Source organism: Bradyrhizobium zhengyangense (assembly GCF_022012555.1).
In the GTDB taxonomy this organism is placed as follows: domain Bacteria; phylum Pseudomonadota; class Alphaproteobacteria; order Rhizobiales; family Xanthobacteraceae; genus Bradyrhizobium; species Bradyrhizobium zhengyangense.
In genome coordinates, this window is sequence record NZ_JAKLTZ010000017.1 from 38,391 (window position 1) to 56,316 (window position 17,926).

The following is a 17,926-nucleotide window of genomic DNA, read 5'->3' on the forward strand; positions in this document are numbered from 1 at the left end:
GCCGATAAGCAGGCGTTATGCCAATGAATTTGCATTTCCTCCGCTTCTTTACCACCGTCGCTGAGGCTGGAAGCTTTTCGCGAGCAGCGGACATCTTGCGCGTTAGCCAGCCCGCGGTCTCGAAAGGAGTACGCGATTTCGAACTGCAAGTGGGCTGTCGCTTGCTGGATCGTACATCGAAAGGAGTACGTACGACCCGCGAGGGGCGGGCACTTCTCAGGCACGCAGAAAATCTGTTCGCTGCCGAGCGGGCCGCCGAAGAGGAACTGTCGTCGCTGCGCAACCTCGCGAGCGGATCGCTTCACATCGGGGCAAGCACCACGATCGCGACCTACATGATCGCTGAGTACATAGGCAGCTTCCGGCGCAGGTATCCGAGCATCGATGTGCATCTGGTAAGCGCCAACACGCGGGATATTGCCGGAATGATGCGCGCGCATGAAATAGAGATCGCCCTCGTGGAAGGACCGGTCGAAGACGATGATCTCGTCAGTACGGCCTGGCGGACGGACATGATGAGCCTGATAGCAGGTCCGACTCACGCCTTCGCATTATCGGAAAATCACGTGTATGCGGCGGCCCTCGAAGATGAAATCCTGATCGTTCGGGAACCAGGCTCCGGCTCACGGGAGATCGTCGCGCAGGCGCTGTTGAACCATGGCGTGCGGCCGCGCAAAACCCTCGAAATCGGCAGCACGGAAGCGATCAAGCAAGTTGTCGCATGCGGTCTTGGTGTCTCGATCGTCTCAACATCAACCATTGGCGATCAGATCAAGCTTGGCCGGCTCAAGGCGATAAAAATGAAGGATCTGCAGATATCGCGCACGCTTTGGCACGTGGAAGTACGGGGACGAACCAAAATTCCTGCCGCGATTGCCTTTGAGCGAATCATAGGTGTCGCCCCATGACATCAATATGATGGAGTCGCGGGATCGTCTCGTCATTCGGAAGGCTTTGCTGGACGTGACGGCGGATCAAAAAAGGCGAGCGGCGCGAGATAAACCCAGTTTGCGTCAGCAACATCCAGAGAGCAACTTATCCGATCCACCATAGATAGCGAGACAGTTCGCCAGATGTCTGCTGCACTGCAATCCGATCAACGTCCGAGGGGTCCGTAGTCAGGACATCCCATCGCGGTTCTTGTGCCGACGCGCAAATTATTGGTGGTTGGCCGTTGGATGCAATGGTAGCGAGGTCTCGTTTTGAGCGGCCGTAATGGGAATATGTTCTCCGAGGGGGCGCCCCGACAGGATATTTTGGGCAGGGTCCTCTGTTGCTTGGAGGCTGAGACTGTGCCCCCAGTCCGCTCTCCGGAAAATCTGGCGAGTCGGGTGGGCCTGATTAGGTCGATGATTGTGGCCATCTCATCTCGAGCGCTCGCTTTGGCTGGCTTTGCGATCGGCTGGTCGCGATCTGGTCGAACGCGCCATCGCGATCAAGTCATGCACTTGACACGAAAGCCATAGTCATAAAGGCTGCTACCCATGTTAGTTTCGCTTTGCCCGCTGGATATCAAAGACTTGCGCTTCTATCAAAATTGAGCGCCGACGGCGTCGAGCGGCAAGGAGCTACGTCGGAATGGTCAGCTAGGGCGTGACAATCAAGCTTCGAAGGCGAATTGATCAACTGAGGCAAAGCACTTCTTGTCGACGGGTGGGGGCGCTGCTTGGCTCAAATCAGGAAAAATCGGGTGAGCGGCGATAAGCAAGCTAATCTAAGTGAGTTGATGCCAGACTTGCTCGCTCTGGGTTTTAGCGAGTACGAAGCGCGTGCCTACCTCGCGCTCTATGAGCTTTCGCAGGCGACTGCCTACGAAGTAGCCAAACTTGCAGGCTTACCCAAGGCGAACGCATATTCTGTCCTCGAGAGTCTGGCAAAGAAGGAGGCGGCTCAACCGATCTCCGAAACTCCACTGCGGTATGTGGCGGTAGCGCCCAAGGTTCTGTTTGAGCGAATTGCGACAGCGACGAGCAAGCGCTGCGCAAAGTTGATCCGAACGATTCCGGCTGTTTCACAGTCCAACGACGGTGGCTACGTATGGACCATTAACGGCGAGGACGCGATCGCCGCCAAGATGGAGGCTATGATCGACGGAGCGAAATCACACATTTGGGTAAAAACAGAAGAGAAAATACTGCTGCCGCACCGCGACGCGCTTCGACGTGCTGCAGACCGCGGGGTTGCGATTCTCATCATCCTTTTCGGGACTCAAGTCGAGAAGTTTCAATTCGGTGCGAAGTCGCGAACTTATCTCCACGAGGGAAACGGCATTCCCGTGGGAATCGCACCGCATCTTGTAACCCTTACAGTGGATTTCGAAGAAGCTCTGGTGGCGGAGATTCGTGCGCAAGGCGGCTCCTACACGCGAAATAAGCCGATAGTTAATCTTGCTGACTCCCTATTGCGGCACGAGATCTACTTCGCGGAAATATTCGAAATGTTCGGGCAACCGATCCAGAAGACGTTCGGCCCCGCTATTATCGAGCTTCGAAGGAAGTATCTTCCCGCACCGCAAGTTGCGGCGCTGGAAAGCCTTCTAGGGCTTACCGCGAGTCGAGTTGAGAAAAAATCCAAGCTGAAAGAAGAAAAGATCTAACGCGTCTGTCGCGGCGATTGGCACGCTTCGCCGGCGTGTTTCGCGCGCCTGCAAGGAGCAGCAATCTTAAGGGGGAGTTGGCTTTGAACCTTCAAAAGTTGCGCGCGCTGCATAGTGTAATCGTGACCGGTTCGGTCACCGGGGCCGCAACTCGACTTCATTTGACCCAACCAGCGGTAAGCCGTTCGCTGTCTGCCCTTGAAGCGGAGCTGGGATTCAAGCTCTTCAACCGGCTTGGTGGGCGCCTGGTTCCGACTCCTCAAGGAGAAGCCTTCTCGCGGGAATGCGAGCGTATCCTGCTGGATATCGACGATCTTACCCGCATCGGCAAAGAAATCCGCGCCAATCGAGGCGGTCGCCTTCGGATCGTGGCAATGCCACAACTCGCCCGAAGTCTACTCGTGCCGGCACTGGCCCAATTTTCGAAGGAGTTTCCGAGTGTTTCGATTTCTTTGGAAGTCAGGGAAAGACGCGAAGTCGAACGTTGGGCTTCGGGACTTAGGTTCGACGTTGGGATAGTAATGCTCCCGACTCAATTTGAAATGTTGACGTCGCATTCCTTCGCCGAATTGGTTCCCGTTGCGGTGCTTCATCCCGATCATCCACTTGCGGCGAATAAGACGATTCTCCCCAGTGATCTGATCGAGGACCGTTTTATTGCGCTGGACCGGACGACGTTGTTGCGGCAGATCGTTGATGGAATGTACGTACAAGCTGGCCTTGCCGCGAACATTTGGGTTGAAGTGTCGTCGGCGTTCATCGCGTGCCAAATGGTGGGAGCCGGAATGGGTGTGTCGATATCGGATCCATTCAGCGCAGCGCTGCTAGCAGAGCGAGATGTCGTGGTTCGCCCTTGCAAGACGTCGGCAAGGCTCAACTATGCTTTCGTCTATCCGCGCCATTCGAAGAAGACGGCGCAGGCGGTCCGGTTTTCCGAAATCGTGAGGAGCACTCTGGAGAATTTGATGGGGCGGTTCGAATTCGTGCAAGGGCAAACAATTCGATAAATTGCACTTCTTCCGTGCAGTGCTGTAGACGCGCGGGTCGCGGCGGTACGCACAGCCAACTTGACCACGTTTTCCTGAGGAATCGGGAGGATCCGGCAAGTCGCGCGTCCTCGATATTACAGCAAGTAATGCATCCATTACGCTAATTGAATTGCTGCGGTTCCGAATAACCCTTCAGATATGTAGGATGCGAGTCTGGCTCAATCCAAACTGAGCAGAAGCCAAAAGAGATGCCGGTGTGTCAATGGCGACGCATTCGAGACAGATGAGGAAACACATGCTACGAACTTTGCATATTTTTCTAGCACTCGCTTTCCTGACTTTCTCGTCATCGAGTTTTGCCGGTGCCAGGCTGGACGACGCAAAGAAGAGCGGCCTTACCCTCGGCTTCAGCAACGAGCCGCCCTTCGCGTTCAAGCAGGCCGATGGATCATTGGCCGGGTCAGACTACGATCTCGCAAAGCTCGCATTCAACCGCCTTGGAGTAGAGCGGATCGAAGGAACGGTGGTTGCGTTCGGATCGCTCATCCCGGGACTTCAAGCCAAACGTTTCGATTTTATCGCGACCGGACTCTATATCCTTCCCGCGCGCTGCCTTCAGGTTCTCTTCACCGAGCCCAACTTCACCGTTCAGGAAGGTCTTCTCGTTCGCAAAGGCAATCCCAAGCAAATCCATAGTCTTGACGACATCGTCAAACACGAGGACATCAAGGTTGGTGGCAACATAAGTGGCCAGCCGACACAGAATGCAGTCAAGGCCGGCGTGAAGGATAGCCAAATCACGCGTTTTCCGGACATCCCCTCCAATGTCGCGAGCCTGAAAGCGGGCAGGATCGACGGGGCATTGCTTATATCGGTAACTGCACGCTGGAACGCAAAGAACGATCCGACCCTGGAAGTCGCCGAACCATACACGGGCCTGCTCATAGATGGCAAGCCGAAGCAAGACTACGGCGCATTTGCCTTCCGTAAGGAGGATTCGGAGCTTCGGGACGCATTTAATGCCGAGATGCTCAAGATCGTGCATTCTTCGGAATATGTTGAGATCCTGAAAAAGTACGGCATGACGCAGAACGAAGTGCCGGCGGCCGACGTCAAGCTCGATACTCTTTGTAAGCAGTAGGACTCGTGCCCGAAGCGGACGGTGACAGATGTCGGCGCTCTACGAGGGTAGATGGCTGCTCCTTTCTGGTGCGGTAACGACGATGGCCCTTTACGCGCTCTCGACAGTATTGATGTTCGCTTGCGCGCTCGTTTTCGGTATCGCCAGGACATCCAAGAGCTGGTGGATCCGAACCATCAGTTTGCTCTATGTCGAGATCTTCAGGGGCATATCTCTGGTGGTCGTCCTGTTCTGGCTCTACTTTGTTTTGCCGTTCTTCGGGGTTGCGATTTCCGCCTTTTGGGCGGCCACACTCGCCATAGGCATGTGCTTCGGGGCTTATGGAGCTGAGGTCGTCAGGACGGCGATCGGCGCTATCCCGCGGGGCCAGTATGACGCCGCCTTGGCGATCAATATGGTGCCATCAATGATGATGCGCCGGATCATTCTTCCTCAAGCAATGCTGTCGATGATACCACCTCTCGGTAACCTCAGCATCCTGGTATTGAAAGCCACCTCGGTTGCCGCCTTGGCGACCGTTCCGGAACTGACTTTTGAAGCCTACTCTCTCAATATCAGAACCTTTCAGACCGTGCCGATCTATCTCGTTGTCATGATCTTCTATGTGGCTGCGGCGCAATTGATAGGAGCGGCAATCGCGTACGCAGAGCGACGTCTCGGGTTATGGCAGGGTAAGCCAACGCACGGCGCAACCAGGGGCTGGTCGGCATGAAGGTCGATTTCCAATATGCCTGGGAGTTGCTTCCGCAACTCGTGGTCGCGGCGCAAACCACATTGCTCGCCGCCGTCCTCGGTTTTATCGCCTCCCTGCTTGGCGGCCTCCTTCTCTTTGCGCTGTACAGCGCTAAGCACCGTCTGACCAAAATCTTAGTTCGCGGCTACGTCGAATTCGCAAGAGGGGTGCCGCTCCTGGTCCTGATCTATTTTCTGTACTTCGTGGGGCCTTCGGCAGGCGTCGTGATCAGCCCGCTGGTGACCGGCGTCATTGCTCTCGGCTTGCACTACAGTGCGTATATGGCCGAGGTCTACCGTGCCGCAATGATCGGTGTTCCGGCCGGGCAATGGGAGGCATCAACATCCATAAATCTCTCAACGTTCGACACATATCGGCGGATCATTGTTCCACAGATGATCCCATTCATCATTCCAAATGCCGGAAGTTACTTCGTCTACATGCTGAAGGACACGCCGCTGCTCGCATCCATATCCGTTTGGGAACTCATGGCCGTTGCTCAGGCGGAAGGAGCCAGGCGGTTTCAGTACTTTGAACCCATAACGATGGTTGGGATAATGTTTCTCGTCCTCAGCATTGCCGGCGCGTTTCTCATCAACAGGCTCGAGCGACTGTCCCAGAAGGGATGGCGGTAATGTCGGCCGGACCGTTCTCAGTACAGCTAAGGAACGTTACAAAACGTTTTGGGGCGTCCACGGTCCTAAATGACCTAAATCTCGAAGTCGGACAGGGTGAAAAGCTTGTGGTCATCGGTCCGAGTGGATCGGGAAAATCAACTCTCCTCAGGGTTCTCATGACATTGGAGGGAATCGACAGAGGCAGTGTCTCTATCTGCGGCCGTGAGTTGTGGTCGTGCGATTCGACCGGCGCAGCACGCCAAGCATCGGCCCGGCAAACACGTACGATTCGGAGCGATGTCGGCATGGTCTTTCAGAGCTTTAATCTTTTTCCTCACCTTACGGCGCTTGAAAACGTGACCGAGGGACCGATTCGCGTCCTCAAGATGCCGAAGGAGAAAGCCGTGAGCCTCGGAAAGGAGCTGCTTCGAAGGGTGGGACTGGAAGATCGGTGCGACTACTACCCTGCGAGGATGTCAGGCGGTCAGCAACAAAGGGTTGCGATCGCGAGAGCAATGGCGATGAGACCGAAAATACTCCTATTCGACGAGGTGACCTCGGCGCTCGATCCTGAACTCGTTGGCGAGGTGCTAGCGGTCATTCGGGAGCTGACTCACCAAAAGGAACTGACGGTTATCATGGTAACGCATCAGATGTCCTTCGCGCGAGAGATCGCCGACAGGGTTTGCTTCTTCGATCACGGCCGAATTGTCGAGGAAGGAGAGCCGTACCAGTTCTTTTCTCAACCGAAAAGCGCGAGAACCCAGGCGTTTCTAAAGTCGGTCCTGGACGCCTGACGATCTTAGTCTCAGCAGTCGAATTCCTCTTAGGAGACACTCAAATGACTTCCAGATCCATTTCGATGCCCGAGCCGGAGAATGCTCAGACTCGCCGGTCGGCGCGCAAAGAAACGGTCTACGCCGTCGGACAAATTCCGGCGCTCGATATGGAATTCTACCAGAACGTTGGGTCCGGTGCTGAGAAAGTGTCGGAGTTGACGATCCCTGCTCGGGATGGCGGCGCGTTCGAAGTGCCTGCCGGGCACCTCTTTCGGATCGTGAGCGTGGAGGGATCGCAGGTTGGTGATTTTAATCTTTGGAATAGCGACAATCTTTCTGAACACTTCTACAGCGGTAAGACGCGGGCGATTCATGCGACGCACATTTCTACTGGTGATCGCCTGTGGAGCAGCATGCCATACCTGAGGCCGATGGCGACTATCACTTACGACAGTCTGGGATGGTATGGGTGGGATTCCGATGGTTGTGGAATTCACGATGTGATCGGAACACGCTGCGACCCTTACACGAGAAGAATGATAACCGGTGAAGATTACGATCACTGTTGCCATTCCAATCTCGTTCGAGCCCTATCTGCCTTCAGAAAGATTTCGGCGAAGGAAGCCGAGGGCTACGTGCACGACGTCATGAACGTCTTTATGTGCACAGGCTTCGATGTCGAAAGTCACGAGTATATCAAAAAGGCAAGCCCGGTTCGTCCAGGCGACTTCATCGAATTCTTCGCGGAGATCAATCTCCTTGGTGCGCTATCCGCCTGTCCCGGCGGCGACTGTGGGCCGCGGGTCCCAGGGCAGACCCCCAAGTGCTATCCCCTGAAGGTGGAAATCCTTCGTCCCGCGAAGGGCGCGCTGAATGGTTGGAAGTCGCCTGAACCCTCGCCCTACAAAGGCAAGCACGGGATGAGCTGATTTGCGGAGCGCATTGTAAGAGCCGATTAACATCAAGGCGCTCGGAAATACCGTCGGCAGCTAGGCGCCGACCGGAATGGCGTCAGCCGTGCCAAGTTGACGCCGCGTTTGGGTTTGAAGTGCAACCGCGACAGCGAATTTCGAGATTATTCTCGTCATGCATGGTTGCAGGCGCTTTAGTAATTGGCGTCGTGGCGAGGCGTGATTGATAATTTGGCCCCATAAGCGATCGGTCAATCCTGTCCGCTGTGGCCAGGCCGACAGCAATTGCTCATCGGTGGTAGGATCCGGAATGTCCAGTGACGTGTCGAGCTTTCCCGCACAATTGATGCAGGGCTACGCCGCTTTCATGTTGGACCGCTTTCCTCAGGAACGACAAAGGTTCGATTCATTGGCCGCGCGCGGGGCAGTCACCGGAAGCCCTGGTGATCGGATGTTGCGACAGCCGCGTTTCACCCGAATTGATATTCAATGCGAGACCCGAGGAAATCTTCGTCATCAGAAACGTTGCAGCGCGTACCGCCCTTCGGTGTCGAGGGAGAATTCCACGCCGCCGGGGCTGCTCTGGTTGTGCTCGGTCACGCCCGGTGTGGGGCGTCCCCGCTTATGCCAAAGGCAAGGTATCGGCCTCACCAGAAAGCTTCACGACTCCATGGATGCAACGTCTGGTCCCGGTGGCGCACAGAGCTGGCCGTGTTGCGGCGGCCTGGACGACGATCACACCGACTTGGAGCTGGCTGCGATCGATCAGTCCTTGCTCAATCTAATGAGTTTTCCGTGGTGTGCGATCGCGTAGGTCGCAAGCAGCTCACGTTGCATGGATCGTATTTCGAGATTGCGAACGGTGTTCTGCACATACGAGATCGAGAGACCGGCAAATCTGATCCAGCGTGTGCGGACCGTTTTACGGACGCGATTACCTGTGCATCCGGACGATATCGATGAGGGGGCCGCTCCTGCGCCGATAGGTTTGAAATCGAAATCGGCTCGCGAATGGCCTGCTGCACATCCGGCAGATGACAACGACGAGAGGAACTACCAATGACAGTCTTCGACGCCGCGTCTGCGTCCAACCGCTCCGAGTTTGCCGCACGCGTGAATCGAATTCAACCGTCGCAGAGTGGTGCTGCGGCCCAGCGAGTGCGGGAATTGCAGGCTCAGGGGCGAACAATTCTCAATCTGACCCAGGGTGAACCCGACTTCGACACACCCGATAATGTCGTGCAGGCTGCGCTCGCCGCCATGAAGAGGGGCGAGACGAAGTATACCAACACGGATGGTACGGCAGTCCTGAAAGAGACAATTGCGAAGAAATTCGCGCGTGAGAACGGCCTCTCCTACAAGGTCAGTCAAATTTCGGTCGCCAACGGCGCCAAACAAATCTTATTCAATGCGTTGGCGGCGACGTTGGATCACGGAGACGAGGTCATCATCCCGGCTCCGTACTGGGTGTCGTACCCGGAAATGGTGTCGTTCTTCGGTGGGGTACCCAAAATCGTCGCTTGCCCGGCGGCGAGGAACTTCAAGCTCGATCCGATCGATTTGGAACGTGCGATCACGTCGAGGACTCGGTGGCTCCTCTTGAACTCGCCTTCTAATCCCACGGGGGCCGTATACACGCGCAGGGAGCTGGAGCCAATCATCGATGTATTGCGAAGAAATCCGCACGTCTGGCTCCTTAGCGACGACATATACGAGCATCTTGTCTATGACGGGCTCGAATATTGTACGCCGGCGGCGATCGATCAGTCCGTCGCGGAGCGAACCCTGGTCGTCAATGGCGTCTCGAAGGCCTATTGTATGACGGGTTGGCGCATCGGTTATGCCGCGGGTCCGGCGAAGTTGATATCCCAAATGGCGAAATTGCAATCTCAGGCCACGGCCAATCCATCGTCCATCAGCCAAGCTGCGGCCGTCGAGGCTTTGAACGGGCCGCAAGAGGGGCTTCGAGAGCGAGCAGAGAAATATCAACGACGGCGCAATCTGGTTCTGGAAGGACTCGCGTCCGTGCCCGGGTTGGCTTGCGACAAGCCGTCCGGCGCCTTTTACGTCTTCCCCTCCTGCCGCGACCTGATCGGAAAGCGGACCCCGGACGGAACCGTCCTTGCCGATGACAAGGACTTTTGCAAGTATCTCCTCGATGCCGAAGGGGTGGCGGTGGTGCACGGAGCGGCCTATGGCTTATCGCCCCACTTCAGAATCTCATATGCTACTGCGGACGAAACCTTAAAGGAGGCCTGTGTCCGCATAGCCCGGGCATGCAGTCGACTGAGTTGATGCAGCTCGCTGCCCTGACAATACGTGTGGAGCGATGTCGGACCACATTCGAGCAGCTCATATCGTTTTGCGGTTCATCGGGTCCGTGATGCGAAATGGAGATCTGCGACATGATGTCATCATTGCTCCAGGGCCGCATGAGCTCTCTAACCAGCGTTCTGTATCGCGGCCAAACGGGCGAACCGCCAAGATCAACTCATCGAGCTGGCCGCTGAGCTGGTCTTGCAAAACCGCCTCCACGAAAGTCGAGGTATTTGGTAGCTTGAAATAATACTACCAAATGGCTAGCCTCAAAGCGATCGACAAGGGAGGAAGTAATGGCCGCCATTCGACGGATAGGTATCCTCGCGCCGCCGATAAATGTGGCTATGGAAACCGAGCTACCGTCCTACGTTCCTCCCAATGTCAAGCTCAATCACAACAGGCTCACCAAACCCGGCACCGCTATAGCGAAGGAAGCGCAGCTCGCTATGGCCAACTCGTTGGATCGAGCGGCCTCGGATCTCGCACAGGCGAATCCGGAGGTGATAGTTTACGGATGTACGAGTGCCAGCTTCCTAGAGGGGCTAGGCAACGAAGCCAAGCTAGCCGACCGCATCACGATGTTGACCGGAATTCCCGCTGTCACCACTTCAACAGCCGTCATCGAAGCCTTGAAGGCCGTTCGGGCGACCAGAGTATTCATGCTCACTCCCTATCCGGATCTAATCAACAAGGAAGAGGCCCTCTTTCTGCAGCACTATGGCTTCGGCGTGGAGGCCGTCGATTCCTTCTTTTGCGCAGATGGACGACAGATCCTGACCATCTCGTCGGCGGACGTTGCCTCCAAGGTGCTCTCAAGCCGTGAGGTCATTTCAAGGTGTGACGCCGTGTTTGTCAGTTGCACCAATTTGCTGGTGATGGATCAAATCGACCGATTGGAAAGGGAATTGAACCTGCCGGTTGTCACCTCGAACCAAGCCTCTCTTTGGGCGGCACTCCGAAGGATGAAGATCGATGTCACCTCAACGGGGGTAGGCCGCCTGTTCAAGGAGCGGCGGCCACAAGAAGCACCGGTATTCGAGTTGAGCAATGCCTAACCGCGCCGTCAGGATCGTCGAACCGCCAGCATGCTCGATCGATTCCGACGCGGATAGAGTGGCCGCGCTCGAAATCATCGAAGTGTCGAAACGATTTGGAGATAACTCGATCGTCGACAACTTGTCATTGACGGTCAAGCAGGGCGAATTTTTGACATTTTTGGGACCGTCAGGCTGCGGTAAATCAACGACCTTGCGCATGATCGCGGGGTTCGAGCAGCCGGACGCGGGATCAATCAAGATCGGCGGCCATGTGATGACGGGCGTTGCGCCTTATCGGCGTCCCGTCGGCTTGGTCTTCCAAGGTTTGGCGCTATTTCCGCACCTTACTGTCGAGGAGAACATCGCCTTCGGGCTGGCGGTGAAAAAGGTCAAACGCGACGAAATCGTAGCAAGAGTACGCGAGGCGCTCGCGTTGGTGGATCTGAGCGAGCTCGGACGACGTCGGATACAACAGATATCGGGCGGTCAACGTCAACGCGTGGCCCTGGCGCGCGCGCTGGTCACTGGCCCGTCCGTTCTCCTGCTGGATGAGCCCTTCGGTGCACTGGACTTCAAGCTGCGCCGCCAGATGCAGATCGAATTGAAGCGTATCCAGCACCAAGTCGGCACAACATTCGTATTCGTGACTCATGATCAGGAAGAGGCGATGATCCTGTCGGATCGGATAGCCGTTTTCAATCATGGAAAGCTCGAACAATTGGGCAGCGCGCGTGAGGTCTACGAGAACCCGAAGAATGCATTCGTCGGAGGCTTCCTCGGGGATATCAACATCTTCGTCGGCCACGTGCAGTCTCTCGAGAAAAACGGTGCGAGTCTGCACCTGAGCGAGGTCTCGGCCGACGCTCTGATAGTGGCAACTCCAGAGATGAAAATCGGCGCAGAAGTCGCGATATCGATTCGTCCCGAGAACGTACGTGTGGGACGCGAAGTGTGGGGTAACAGTTGTCTTATGGTCGGCCAGATCGTGGCGAACATCTATATGGGCGCGACCGTCCGTCAAAGCGTTGTGGTCGACGACAAGGTCGTGGTGGTGGATACGACGGCCCGGCATGTGCAGCAGCAAGGCCTGCTTCCGGGAACTCAGGTCAAGTTGGCATGGGATTTGGAGGACGCCATCGTTTTCGCGAACAAGGAGGTGCGGAAGTGAAGCACGCTGCCGGTCTATTGATGGCCCTGAGCTTGTTCAGCCTTTCGACGACGGTTGCGTGCGCCGCCGACGGAGAAGTTGTCATGGGCACCTGGGGAGGAGGCAACAGCGAGATGTGGCGAGAGAAAGTCGGCAAGCCGTTCTCCGCGTCGTCCGGTATCGTGGTCAAGATCCGCGACTGGTCGGATCCGGAGCCGACGTTAAGAGCCCAAGCGAGAAAACCTCAGTTCAACGTCGCACTGGGCACCTGCTACAACGCCGCAAATCTCCAAAAGGATGGATTGCTGGAAAGCTTTAAGAAGGAAGACTTCCCCGAACTGGCTAATTTCGAGAAGTCGTCCTATCTGATAGACCAGAACGGCGAAGTTTACGCTTTCGGCATCTACTTTCAGTATTACGGGGCCGCATTCAACAGCGATCAGGCAAAAGCGTCAGACTTCGAGTCCTGGCGGGCATTGGCCGACCCGAAATTCAAGGATAAAGTCGCTATCGCCCGGCCGATCTATGCTGCTCCCAATGATTTGGTTCTCTTTGCGAAAGTCGGAGGGGGCGACGAAAACAACATTCAGCCCGGCATTCCTCTGCTTACGTCGATCGCGCGTAATGCTCTGACTGTCACGAACTCCACTGCTCAGATGAATGCCCTGCTGTCGCGCGGAGAGGTCACGGCGGGAGCCTACTATTCGAGCCGCGTCTGGACCATGCGGGCTTCCGGTGTAAAGAACGTCGATATCACAATACCCTCCGAAGGAGGATTGCTGCTGTCATATTTCTTGATCGTGCCGAAAGGCGCGAAGAATCTGGACGCCGTGAAAGCCTGGATAAACTATGCTTTAAGGCCAGCACCAGAATTGGCCATGCTTGATGCGTCTGGCTTCCTACCGCTCAATCAAACTGCCGCGCTTAGCCAGGAACAGCTCAAGGAGGTTGGTTCGCCGCAATCGTTGCGTTCGAAACTTTACCAGCCAGACTGTTCGGTGCTTGCCGCGAACCAGGAGAAGCGGGTCAATTTGGTCGAACAAATCTACTCTCAGGTCAAGTAAGCAATAAATTGGAAAGCGGCGGGTCAATGACGGATGTCGGAACTGAGAGGACGACCCGGCGGCACAGCGGCAGCGGAATGTTGTTCAAGGCGCGGCCGGTAAAAGTCGACTCCCAATTTCTTCTTCTCGTTCCAACTAGCGTACCGTTGATGCTTCTGGCGATCGGTGTCATCTCACTCGTGGTCGGCTCGTTCACGTCGAACAACGAATTGAGCTTCGCGCAATACCAGGCAGTCTTGGCGCGTAAAGATTACATTGAGACTCTTTATCGAACGATTTGGTTGGCCGGTCTCACGACCTCGATTTCGCTCCTGATAAGCTATCCCACTGCCTACTGGATCGCGCGATATCCGGGAAGGCGCGACATCTTTCTCATCATTCTGATGATGCCCTGGTTGGTAAGCGTCGTCGTGCGAACGTACGGCTGGATAGTGATCCTGGGCAAGAAAGGGGTCATTAGCCAGGCGTTGATGTCATCAGGCCTGATCGCGGGTCCATTAGAAATCCTGTTCAGTCCGACCGCCATCGTGATCGGGCTGGTTCATGTATTCTCACCCTTCATGATCCTTGCGATAGTGACAGTTCTGATCCGGCTGGACAAATCACTGGAGGAGGCGGCAGCCAGTCTCGGCGCGGGACCGTTTGAAACGTTCCGCAGGGTACTGTTGCCGTTGAGCTTTCCTGGGATCGTGACGGGCAGCATCATCGTGTTTCTGATGTCAATGGGATCGGTGGTCACTCCTCTGTTGCTCGGCAGCATGCGTGACAAGATGCTTGGTGCGCAAATTTATCAAGATGTCTTTCAACTCTTCAATTTTCCGAAGGCCGCGGCGCTAGCGATGATTCTTTGCGTCGCTGCCCTGGCGGTCGTGCTGCCTCTGCAGCTACTCGAGGCTCGTGCGAAGAAAAGTGCGGCCTCTTAGGGAGGTAGGATGAAAGTCGCTTGCCGCATAGTCGCCGTCCTAGTGCTCGCCTTTTTGCTCGCACCGATTGTGGTCGTGGTGCTGTCCTCATTCTTCGAGTCGGGATTCATCGAAGTTCCGCTCAGCCAGCCTTCACTGAAGTGGTACAGTCAATTCTTCAGTAGCGACGAGTGGATTTTAACGGCGGCCGACAGCGTCGTCATTGCTTTTGTTGTCGCGGTGGCGAGCACTGCCCTAGCGCTGACAACCGCATTGGTGACCGCGCGCCGCCATTTTTGGGGCCGCGCATCATTCGAGTTCATGATTTTGGTGCCGCTGGTATTGCCGCACGCCGCAATGGGTGTCGTGATGCTGACCGTGATCGGATCGCTCGGCTGGAATGGAACGTATAGCGGCATTGTGCTGGCCCATACAATCCTAGCGTTACCCTTCGCTTATCGACCGATCCTGAACAACATGCGGAGCCTTGAGAAGGATGTCGAGGAGGCGGCGATGAATCTGGGCGCGACGCCCGTCGTGATGTTCTTCAAGGTTATTCTTCCACTGATGCGGCCGGGCATTGTCACGGCACTCATCTTCAGTTTTATCATTTCGTTCGACGAGTCGACCGTGACGCTCTTCCTAATCGGACCCGACGCCACAACTCTGCCAGTCAAGATTTTTGCCGCGATACAGGAGGACGCAAGTCCGATTATATCGGCAATTTCGACGATGTTGATCGGAGCAACCGTCTTTGTACTGATCGCTGTGCAGAGGTTGGTTGGCTTGGAGGCGTTTGCTGAGGCCGAGGGAGGGCCAGGCCGGCGATAGCAACGGCTGCTGTGTAGAAGGCGTCCGGTCTCTTCCGACAGGAGGTGCTTGACGGCGGAAAAAAGAAGCTGCCGTCAGCCGGGGCTATATGCATCATATGCATGAAAGTAGGTACTTTTGTTATTGGCGTTGTTTTGGCGAACTGTTTTTAGTGTTGCCCAGCATATGGCTGGCACGCAGCTCCATCGAGGATCGATGGCTGAATGGCTTCGACGTTTGCGACGCAAGAAGATGAGTCTTGGAGACGAAAAGGAGCCATGAAAAGCGAAGACTTCAAGATGATCTCAAAGCTCATTGGCTTGATGCATGGATCAGGGGTCGAGGAGCTGGAAGCATCCGACGGAGACTTGCGCGTAAAGATCACGATGTTTGCGGCCGCACAGGGTAGGCAGGAAATGCATGGGGCGGCGCCTTCCGATCCGCCAGTTGATGCGACCGTGTCGAACGAAGCCGTCGACGAAACGACGTCGTTCGTCTGCGCTTCAATGCAGGGCATTTTCCATCGCGCGCCCGCGCCGGGTGCCGAACCTTTCGTAGTAGTTGGAAGCCGGATCTCCACAGGTCAGCAGGTCGGCATCATCGAAGCGATGAAGCTCTTCACTCCACTGCTCGCTCCGACAGCCGGTGTAATCGAGCAAATATTGGTGGAAAACGGAGTGGAAGTGCAGGCCGAACGGCCATTGTTCAAGGTGAAGTGCAATAGCAATACCAGTAGCGATGGCGAAGCGACATGAAGCCTTCCAGGCCGATAGAGTTTGCAAACCCGCAGGTGAGCTTGTGCGGAAGTGCGGCGCTCTTGTTCGATGCGGAGGGGCCGATGTGTCTACCCACACAGGAGCGTATCTGGACTCTTAGCAAGCAGGTCGGTCAATGGGACGTGGTTGTCGATACTCAAGTCGGTATGAATAATCTTCTCGTCCTGTTCGACTCTTCGAAGGCCGATCCGGAAGCACTTGCATCGAGACTTCTGGAGAGCTGGAGGAAAGTTGAACCGGGCGGTCCACAAGGGAAGCTTCTTGAGGTTGGTGTCGTTTATGGAGGCGATCGCGGCATGGACCTTGGTGAACTGGCTGCTCATCACGGTATCGATCCGGAGACCGTCGTAAAGCTGCATTCCACTCCGGAATATGTCGTGTTCGCGCCCTCCACGACGCCGGGATTCGGCTATCTCTTCGGTTTAGACCCACGTCTCTTCACACCTCGAAGAAAGGTGCCCGTGGTGCGTCCGTTTGGGGGAAATGTGACGATCGGGGGCGGGCAATCAAATCTTGGAAATCCTCGCGGCGCCGGTGGGCCACCGACGTTTCCGACCGGCTGGTACGTCATCGGGCACGTACCGGAGGCGCCGGTGCCGTTTGATCTAAGTCGCAATCCGCCAAATCTTCTCGATGTCGGTGATCGAATTCGCTTCCGCGTGGAGCGCATAGAGAGATGATTGAGGTTGTTCAGACTCCGCCGCTCAACTCCGTGCAGGATGACGGCCGTGTCGGCTTTCGAGGATTTGGGATTGGACGATCCGGGGCGATGGATCACGTGGCCTTGGCGGCGGCCAATGCGCTTTTGGGAAACGAGGAGAACGCGGCCGCCATCGAACTGCAATTGTATCCGTTCGCGGTGAAGTTTCATTCTGACACTCTTTTTGTGCTTACAGGCGCGACAGCTCGTGCAAAGCTCGATGGCGTGGCGGTACTTCCTTGGTGGGTGACGCCGGCTCGCGGCGGCCAAAAGCTTGTGGTGTCCGAGCCGGTGGACGGTTTGCGGACGTATTTGGCGATCGCCGGTGGCGTCGAAGTTCCCGTAATACTCGGATCTCGCAGTACGCAGCTGCGCGATGGCTTCGGCGGCTTTGAAGGGCGCTCGCTTAAGGCCGGAGACCAATTGGAGGTAGGGCACGCCGCTCCGGTCACTCTGCGGGATTTAGGAGGATATGGCGCCAGTCCAGCCTTGTCTGAGCTGCCGTCGGCGACGTGGGCGGGCAGCAGCCCGGGGGGAGTCATCCTCCGCGTCATTACGGCATCGGAGTACGACCTGTTCGACGAATCCTCCAAAACCGCCTTTTGGACCACACCTTGGACGATTTCCACGAAAAGCAGCCGGATGGGCTATCATCTTACGGGCGCGACACTGTGCCGGACGCATGACGTGGAAATGAGGTCGCACCCGATCGTACCTGGCGTCATTCAGGTGCCGCCTTCCGGTGATCCGGTGATACAACTGGCGGACGGTAACTCTGCGGGCGGTTACCCGAAGATTGGTGTCGTCATCGAGCCCGATCTTTGGCGGATTGGGCAAGCAAGGCCAGGCCAGTGTCTTCACTTCGTTCGGTGCAGCTTCGCCGAAGCTCGCGATGTCGAGAGGGTGACGCGCAGCTACATCGAGGAGATCCGACGGTTGGCAAAGTTTTGTAGGTGTTCCCCGCGAGCGAAGCTCCCATGAGCATCGAGTCTTGGGAATTAGCGGAGTTGATCGCCCAAATGAAACGGGCAGGCGTGAAAGAGTTGGAGGCGCAACGCGGAGAGAGTTCGATCCGCCTCTCTCTGGGCCGGCACAACCGCAAAATGGTGGGGACGAGAGCGCTAGAGCTGGCTGGCGTCGAGCGGACCGACGCAGCCACGTTCGTTCGGGCTCCTGCTGTGGGTAGGTTCTCGAATAGACACCCGTTGGGAGAGGCGACGACCGTAGGAGATCACGTTCAAGAAGGTGACTTGCTCGGGGTGATCGCTATCGGACCAATCTTCAGGCCGGTGATCGCGCCCGTCGCCGGTCGTGTGATCGAGCAGGTCTGCCGCAGTGAGAGCGACGTCGAATACGGAACGACGCTATACCGCATAATGGCATCGGGCTGAAACGAAGGTCCTGC

General features: G+C 56.2%; 19 protein-coding genes. All 19 read left to right on the forward strand.

Annotated features, from left to right (window positions below; translation table 11 throughout):
• Window positions 1–23: 23 nt before the first annotated feature.
• The 19 genes from L6639_RS35995 to L6639_RS36085 all read left to right on the forward strand — a co-directional run bounded on the left by L6639_RS35995 (window position 24) and on the right by L6639_RS36085 (window position 17,912).
• The gene (locus L6639_RS35995; protein WP_232995588.1) at window positions 24–908 is read left to right on the forward strand and encodes a LysR family transcriptional regulator; all 885 of its coding nucleotides are present in this window, start codon (window positions 24–26) and stop codon (window positions 906–908) included.
• A 782-nt stretch (window positions 909–1,690) separates the two neighbouring features.
• Entirely contained in the window at window positions 1,691–2,596 is a 906-nt protein-coding gene (locus L6639_RS36000) for a TrmB family transcriptional regulator (RefSeq protein ID WP_206733164.1), read from the forward strand.
• An 83-nt stretch (window positions 2,597–2,679) separates the two neighbouring features.
• On the forward strand, window positions 2,680–3,603 hold the full coding sequence (locus L6639_RS36005; protein WP_128929683.1) for a LysR family transcriptional regulator: 924 nt from the start codon (window positions 2,680–2,682) through the stop codon (window positions 3,601–3,603).
• A 277-nt stretch (window positions 3,604–3,880) separates the two neighbouring features.
• Window positions 3,881–4,726, forward strand: a complete 846-nt coding sequence (gene ehuB, locus L6639_RS36010; RefSeq protein ID WP_164933832.1) for an ectoine/hydroxyectoine ABC transporter substrate-binding protein EhuB — start codon at window positions 3,881–3,883, stop codon at window positions 4,724–4,726.
• A gap of 28 nt (window positions 4,727–4,754) precedes the next feature.
• Window positions 4,755–5,438 (forward strand): amino acid ABC transporter permease, encoded by a 684-nt coding sequence (locus L6639_RS36015; RefSeq protein ID WP_128929681.1) that lies wholly within the window; start codon window positions 4,755–4,757, stop codon window positions 5,436–5,438.
• Window positions 5,435–6,094, forward strand: a complete 660-nt coding sequence (gene ehuD / locus L6639_RS36020) for an ectoine/hydroxyectoine ABC transporter permease subunit EhuD (RefSeq protein WP_128955088.1) — start codon at window positions 5,435–5,437, stop codon at window positions 6,092–6,094. Before L6639_RS36015 ends, ehuD begins: the two co-directional genes overlap by 4 nt.
• The gene (gene ehuA / locus L6639_RS36025; protein WP_188637407.1) at window positions 6,094–6,873 is read left to right on the forward strand and encodes an ectoine/hydroxyectoine ABC transporter ATP-binding protein EhuA; all 780 of its coding nucleotides are present in this window, start codon (window positions 6,094–6,096) and stop codon (window positions 6,871–6,873) included. Before ehuD ends, ehuA begins: the two co-directional genes overlap by 1 nt.
• Before the next feature lie 44 nt (window positions 6,874–6,917).
• Entirely contained in the window at window positions 6,918–7,784 is an 867-nt protein-coding gene (locus tag L6639_RS36030) for an urea carboxylase-associated family protein (protein ID WP_128929678.1), read from the forward strand.
• Between the two features lie 292 nt (window positions 7,785–8,076).
• Window positions 8,077–8,580, forward strand: a complete 504-nt coding sequence (locus L6639_RS43130) for a hypothetical protein (RefSeq protein WP_283814997.1) — start codon at window positions 8,077–8,079, stop codon at window positions 8,578–8,580.
• Window positions 8,581–8,825: 245 nt separating this feature from the next.
• Entirely contained in the window at window positions 8,826–10,061 is a 1,236-nt protein-coding gene (locus L6639_RS36040) for a pyridoxal phosphate-dependent aminotransferase (RefSeq protein WP_128929677.1), read from the forward strand.
• A 317-nt stretch (window positions 10,062–10,378) separates the two neighbouring features.
• Window positions 10,379–11,140, forward strand: a complete 762-nt coding sequence (locus L6639_RS36045) for a maleate cis-trans isomerase family protein (protein WP_128929676.1) — start codon at window positions 10,379–10,381, stop codon at window positions 11,138–11,140.
• Window positions 11,133–12,290 carry an ABC transporter ATP-binding protein gene (locus L6639_RS36050; RefSeq protein ID WP_128929675.1) on the forward strand — a complete coding sequence of 386 codons (1,158 nt, stop codon included), beginning with the start codon at window positions 11,133–11,135 and terminating at the stop codon, window positions 12,288–12,290. Before L6639_RS36045 ends, L6639_RS36050 begins: the two co-directional genes overlap by 8 nt.
• On the forward strand, window positions 12,287–13,333 hold the full coding sequence (locus L6639_RS36055) for an extracellular solute-binding protein (protein ID WP_164933833.1): 1,047 nt from the start codon (window positions 12,287–12,289) through the stop codon (window positions 13,331–13,333). The genes L6639_RS36050 and L6639_RS36055 overlap by 4 nt, the downstream gene beginning before the upstream one ends.
• 26 nt (window positions 13,334–13,359) lie before the next feature.
• On the forward strand, window positions 13,360–14,256 hold the full coding sequence (locus L6639_RS36060) for an ABC transporter permease (RefSeq protein WP_206733165.1): 897 nt from the start codon (window positions 13,360–13,362) through the stop codon (window positions 14,254–14,256).
• A gap of 9 nt (window positions 14,257–14,265) precedes the next feature.
• On the forward strand, window positions 14,266–15,066 hold the full coding sequence (locus tag L6639_RS36065) for an ABC transporter permease (RefSeq protein ID WP_128929673.1): 801 nt from the start codon (window positions 14,266–14,268) through the stop codon (window positions 15,064–15,066).
• A gap of 257 nt (window positions 15,067–15,323) precedes the next feature.
• On the forward strand, window positions 15,324–15,800 hold the full coding sequence (locus tag L6639_RS36070; protein ID WP_164933834.1) for an acetyl-CoA carboxylase biotin carboxyl carrier protein: 477 nt from the start codon (window positions 15,324–15,326) through the stop codon (window positions 15,798–15,800).
• Window positions 15,797–16,501 (forward strand): 5-oxoprolinase subunit B family protein, encoded by a 705-nt coding sequence (locus tag L6639_RS36075; protein WP_128929671.1) that lies wholly within the window; start codon window positions 15,797–15,799, stop codon window positions 16,499–16,501. The genes L6639_RS36070 and L6639_RS36075 overlap by 4 nt, the downstream gene beginning before the upstream one ends.
• Entirely contained in the window at window positions 16,498–17,502 is a 1,005-nt protein-coding gene (locus tag L6639_RS36080) for a 5-oxoprolinase subunit C family protein (protein ID WP_128929670.1), read from the forward strand. The genes L6639_RS36075 and L6639_RS36080 overlap by 4 nt, the downstream gene beginning before the upstream one ends.
• Window positions 17,499–17,912, forward strand: coding sequence for an acetyl-CoA carboxylase biotin carboxyl carrier protein (locus tag L6639_RS36085; RefSeq protein WP_128929669.1), 414 nt, complete (start codon window positions 17,499–17,501; stop codon window positions 17,910–17,912). Before L6639_RS36080 ends, L6639_RS36085 begins: the two co-directional genes overlap by 4 nt.
• Window positions 17,913–17,926 lie beyond the last annotated feature (14 nt).

Excerpts from the sequence above, each read along its gene's own strand:
- L6639_RS36030 (WP_128929678.1), top strand. The coding sequence starts at position 6,918 with ATGACTTCCAGATCCATTTCGATGCCCGAGCCGGAGAATGCTCAGACT.
- L6639_RS35995 (WP_232995588.1), top strand. The coding sequence starts at position 24 with ATGAATTTGCATTTCCTCCGCTTCTTTACCACCGTCGCTGAGGCTGGA.
- L6639_RS36085 (WP_128929669.1), top strand. The coding sequence starts at position 17,499 with ATGAGCATCGAGTCTTGGGAATTAGCGGAGTTGATCGCCCAAATGAAA.
- L6639_RS36050 (WP_128929675.1), top strand. The coding sequence starts at position 11,133 with ATGCCTAACCGCGCCGTCAGGATCGTCGAACCGCCAGCATGCTCGATC.
- L6639_RS36065 (WP_128929673.1), top strand. The coding sequence starts at position 14,266 with ATGAAAGTCGCTTGCCGCATAGTCGCCGTCCTAGTGCTCGCCTTTTTG.
- ehuB (WP_164933832.1), top strand. The coding sequence starts at position 3,881 with ATGCTACGAACTTTGCATATTTTTCTAGCACTCGCTTTCCTGACTTTC.
- L6639_RS36075 (WP_128929671.1), top strand. The coding sequence starts at position 15,797 with ATGAAGCCTTCCAGGCCGATAGAGTTTGCAAACCCGCAGGTGAGCTTG.
- L6639_RS36045 (WP_128929676.1), top strand. The coding sequence starts at position 10,379 with ATGGCCGCCATTCGACGGATAGGTATCCTCGCGCCGCCGATAAATGTG.
- L6639_RS36015 (WP_128929681.1), top strand. The coding sequence starts at position 4,755 with ATGTCGGCGCTCTACGAGGGTAGATGGCTGCTCCTTTCTGGTGCGGTA.
- L6639_RS36060 (WP_206733165.1), top strand. The coding sequence starts at position 13,360 with ATGACGGATGTCGGAACTGAGAGGACGACCCGGCGGCACAGCGGCAGC.
- L6639_RS36040 (WP_128929677.1), top strand. The coding sequence starts at position 8,826 with ATGACAGTCTTCGACGCCGCGTCTGCGTCCAACCGCTCCGAGTTTGCC.
- L6639_RS36080 (WP_128929670.1), top strand. The coding sequence starts at position 16,498 with ATGATTGAGGTTGTTCAGACTCCGCCGCTCAACTCCGTGCAGGATGAC.
- ehuD (WP_128955088.1), top strand. The coding sequence starts at position 5,435 with ATGAAGGTCGATTTCCAATATGCCTGGGAGTTGCTTCCGCAACTCGTG.
- L6639_RS43130 (WP_283814997.1), top strand. The coding sequence starts at position 8,077 with ATGTCCAGTGACGTGTCGAGCTTTCCCGCACAATTGATGCAGGGCTAC.
- ehuA (WP_188637407.1), top strand. The coding sequence starts at position 6,094 with ATGTCGGCCGGACCGTTCTCAGTACAGCTAAGGAACGTTACAAAACGT.
- L6639_RS36070 (WP_164933834.1), top strand. The coding sequence starts at position 15,324 with ATGAAAAGCGAAGACTTCAAGATGATCTCAAAGCTCATTGGCTTGATG.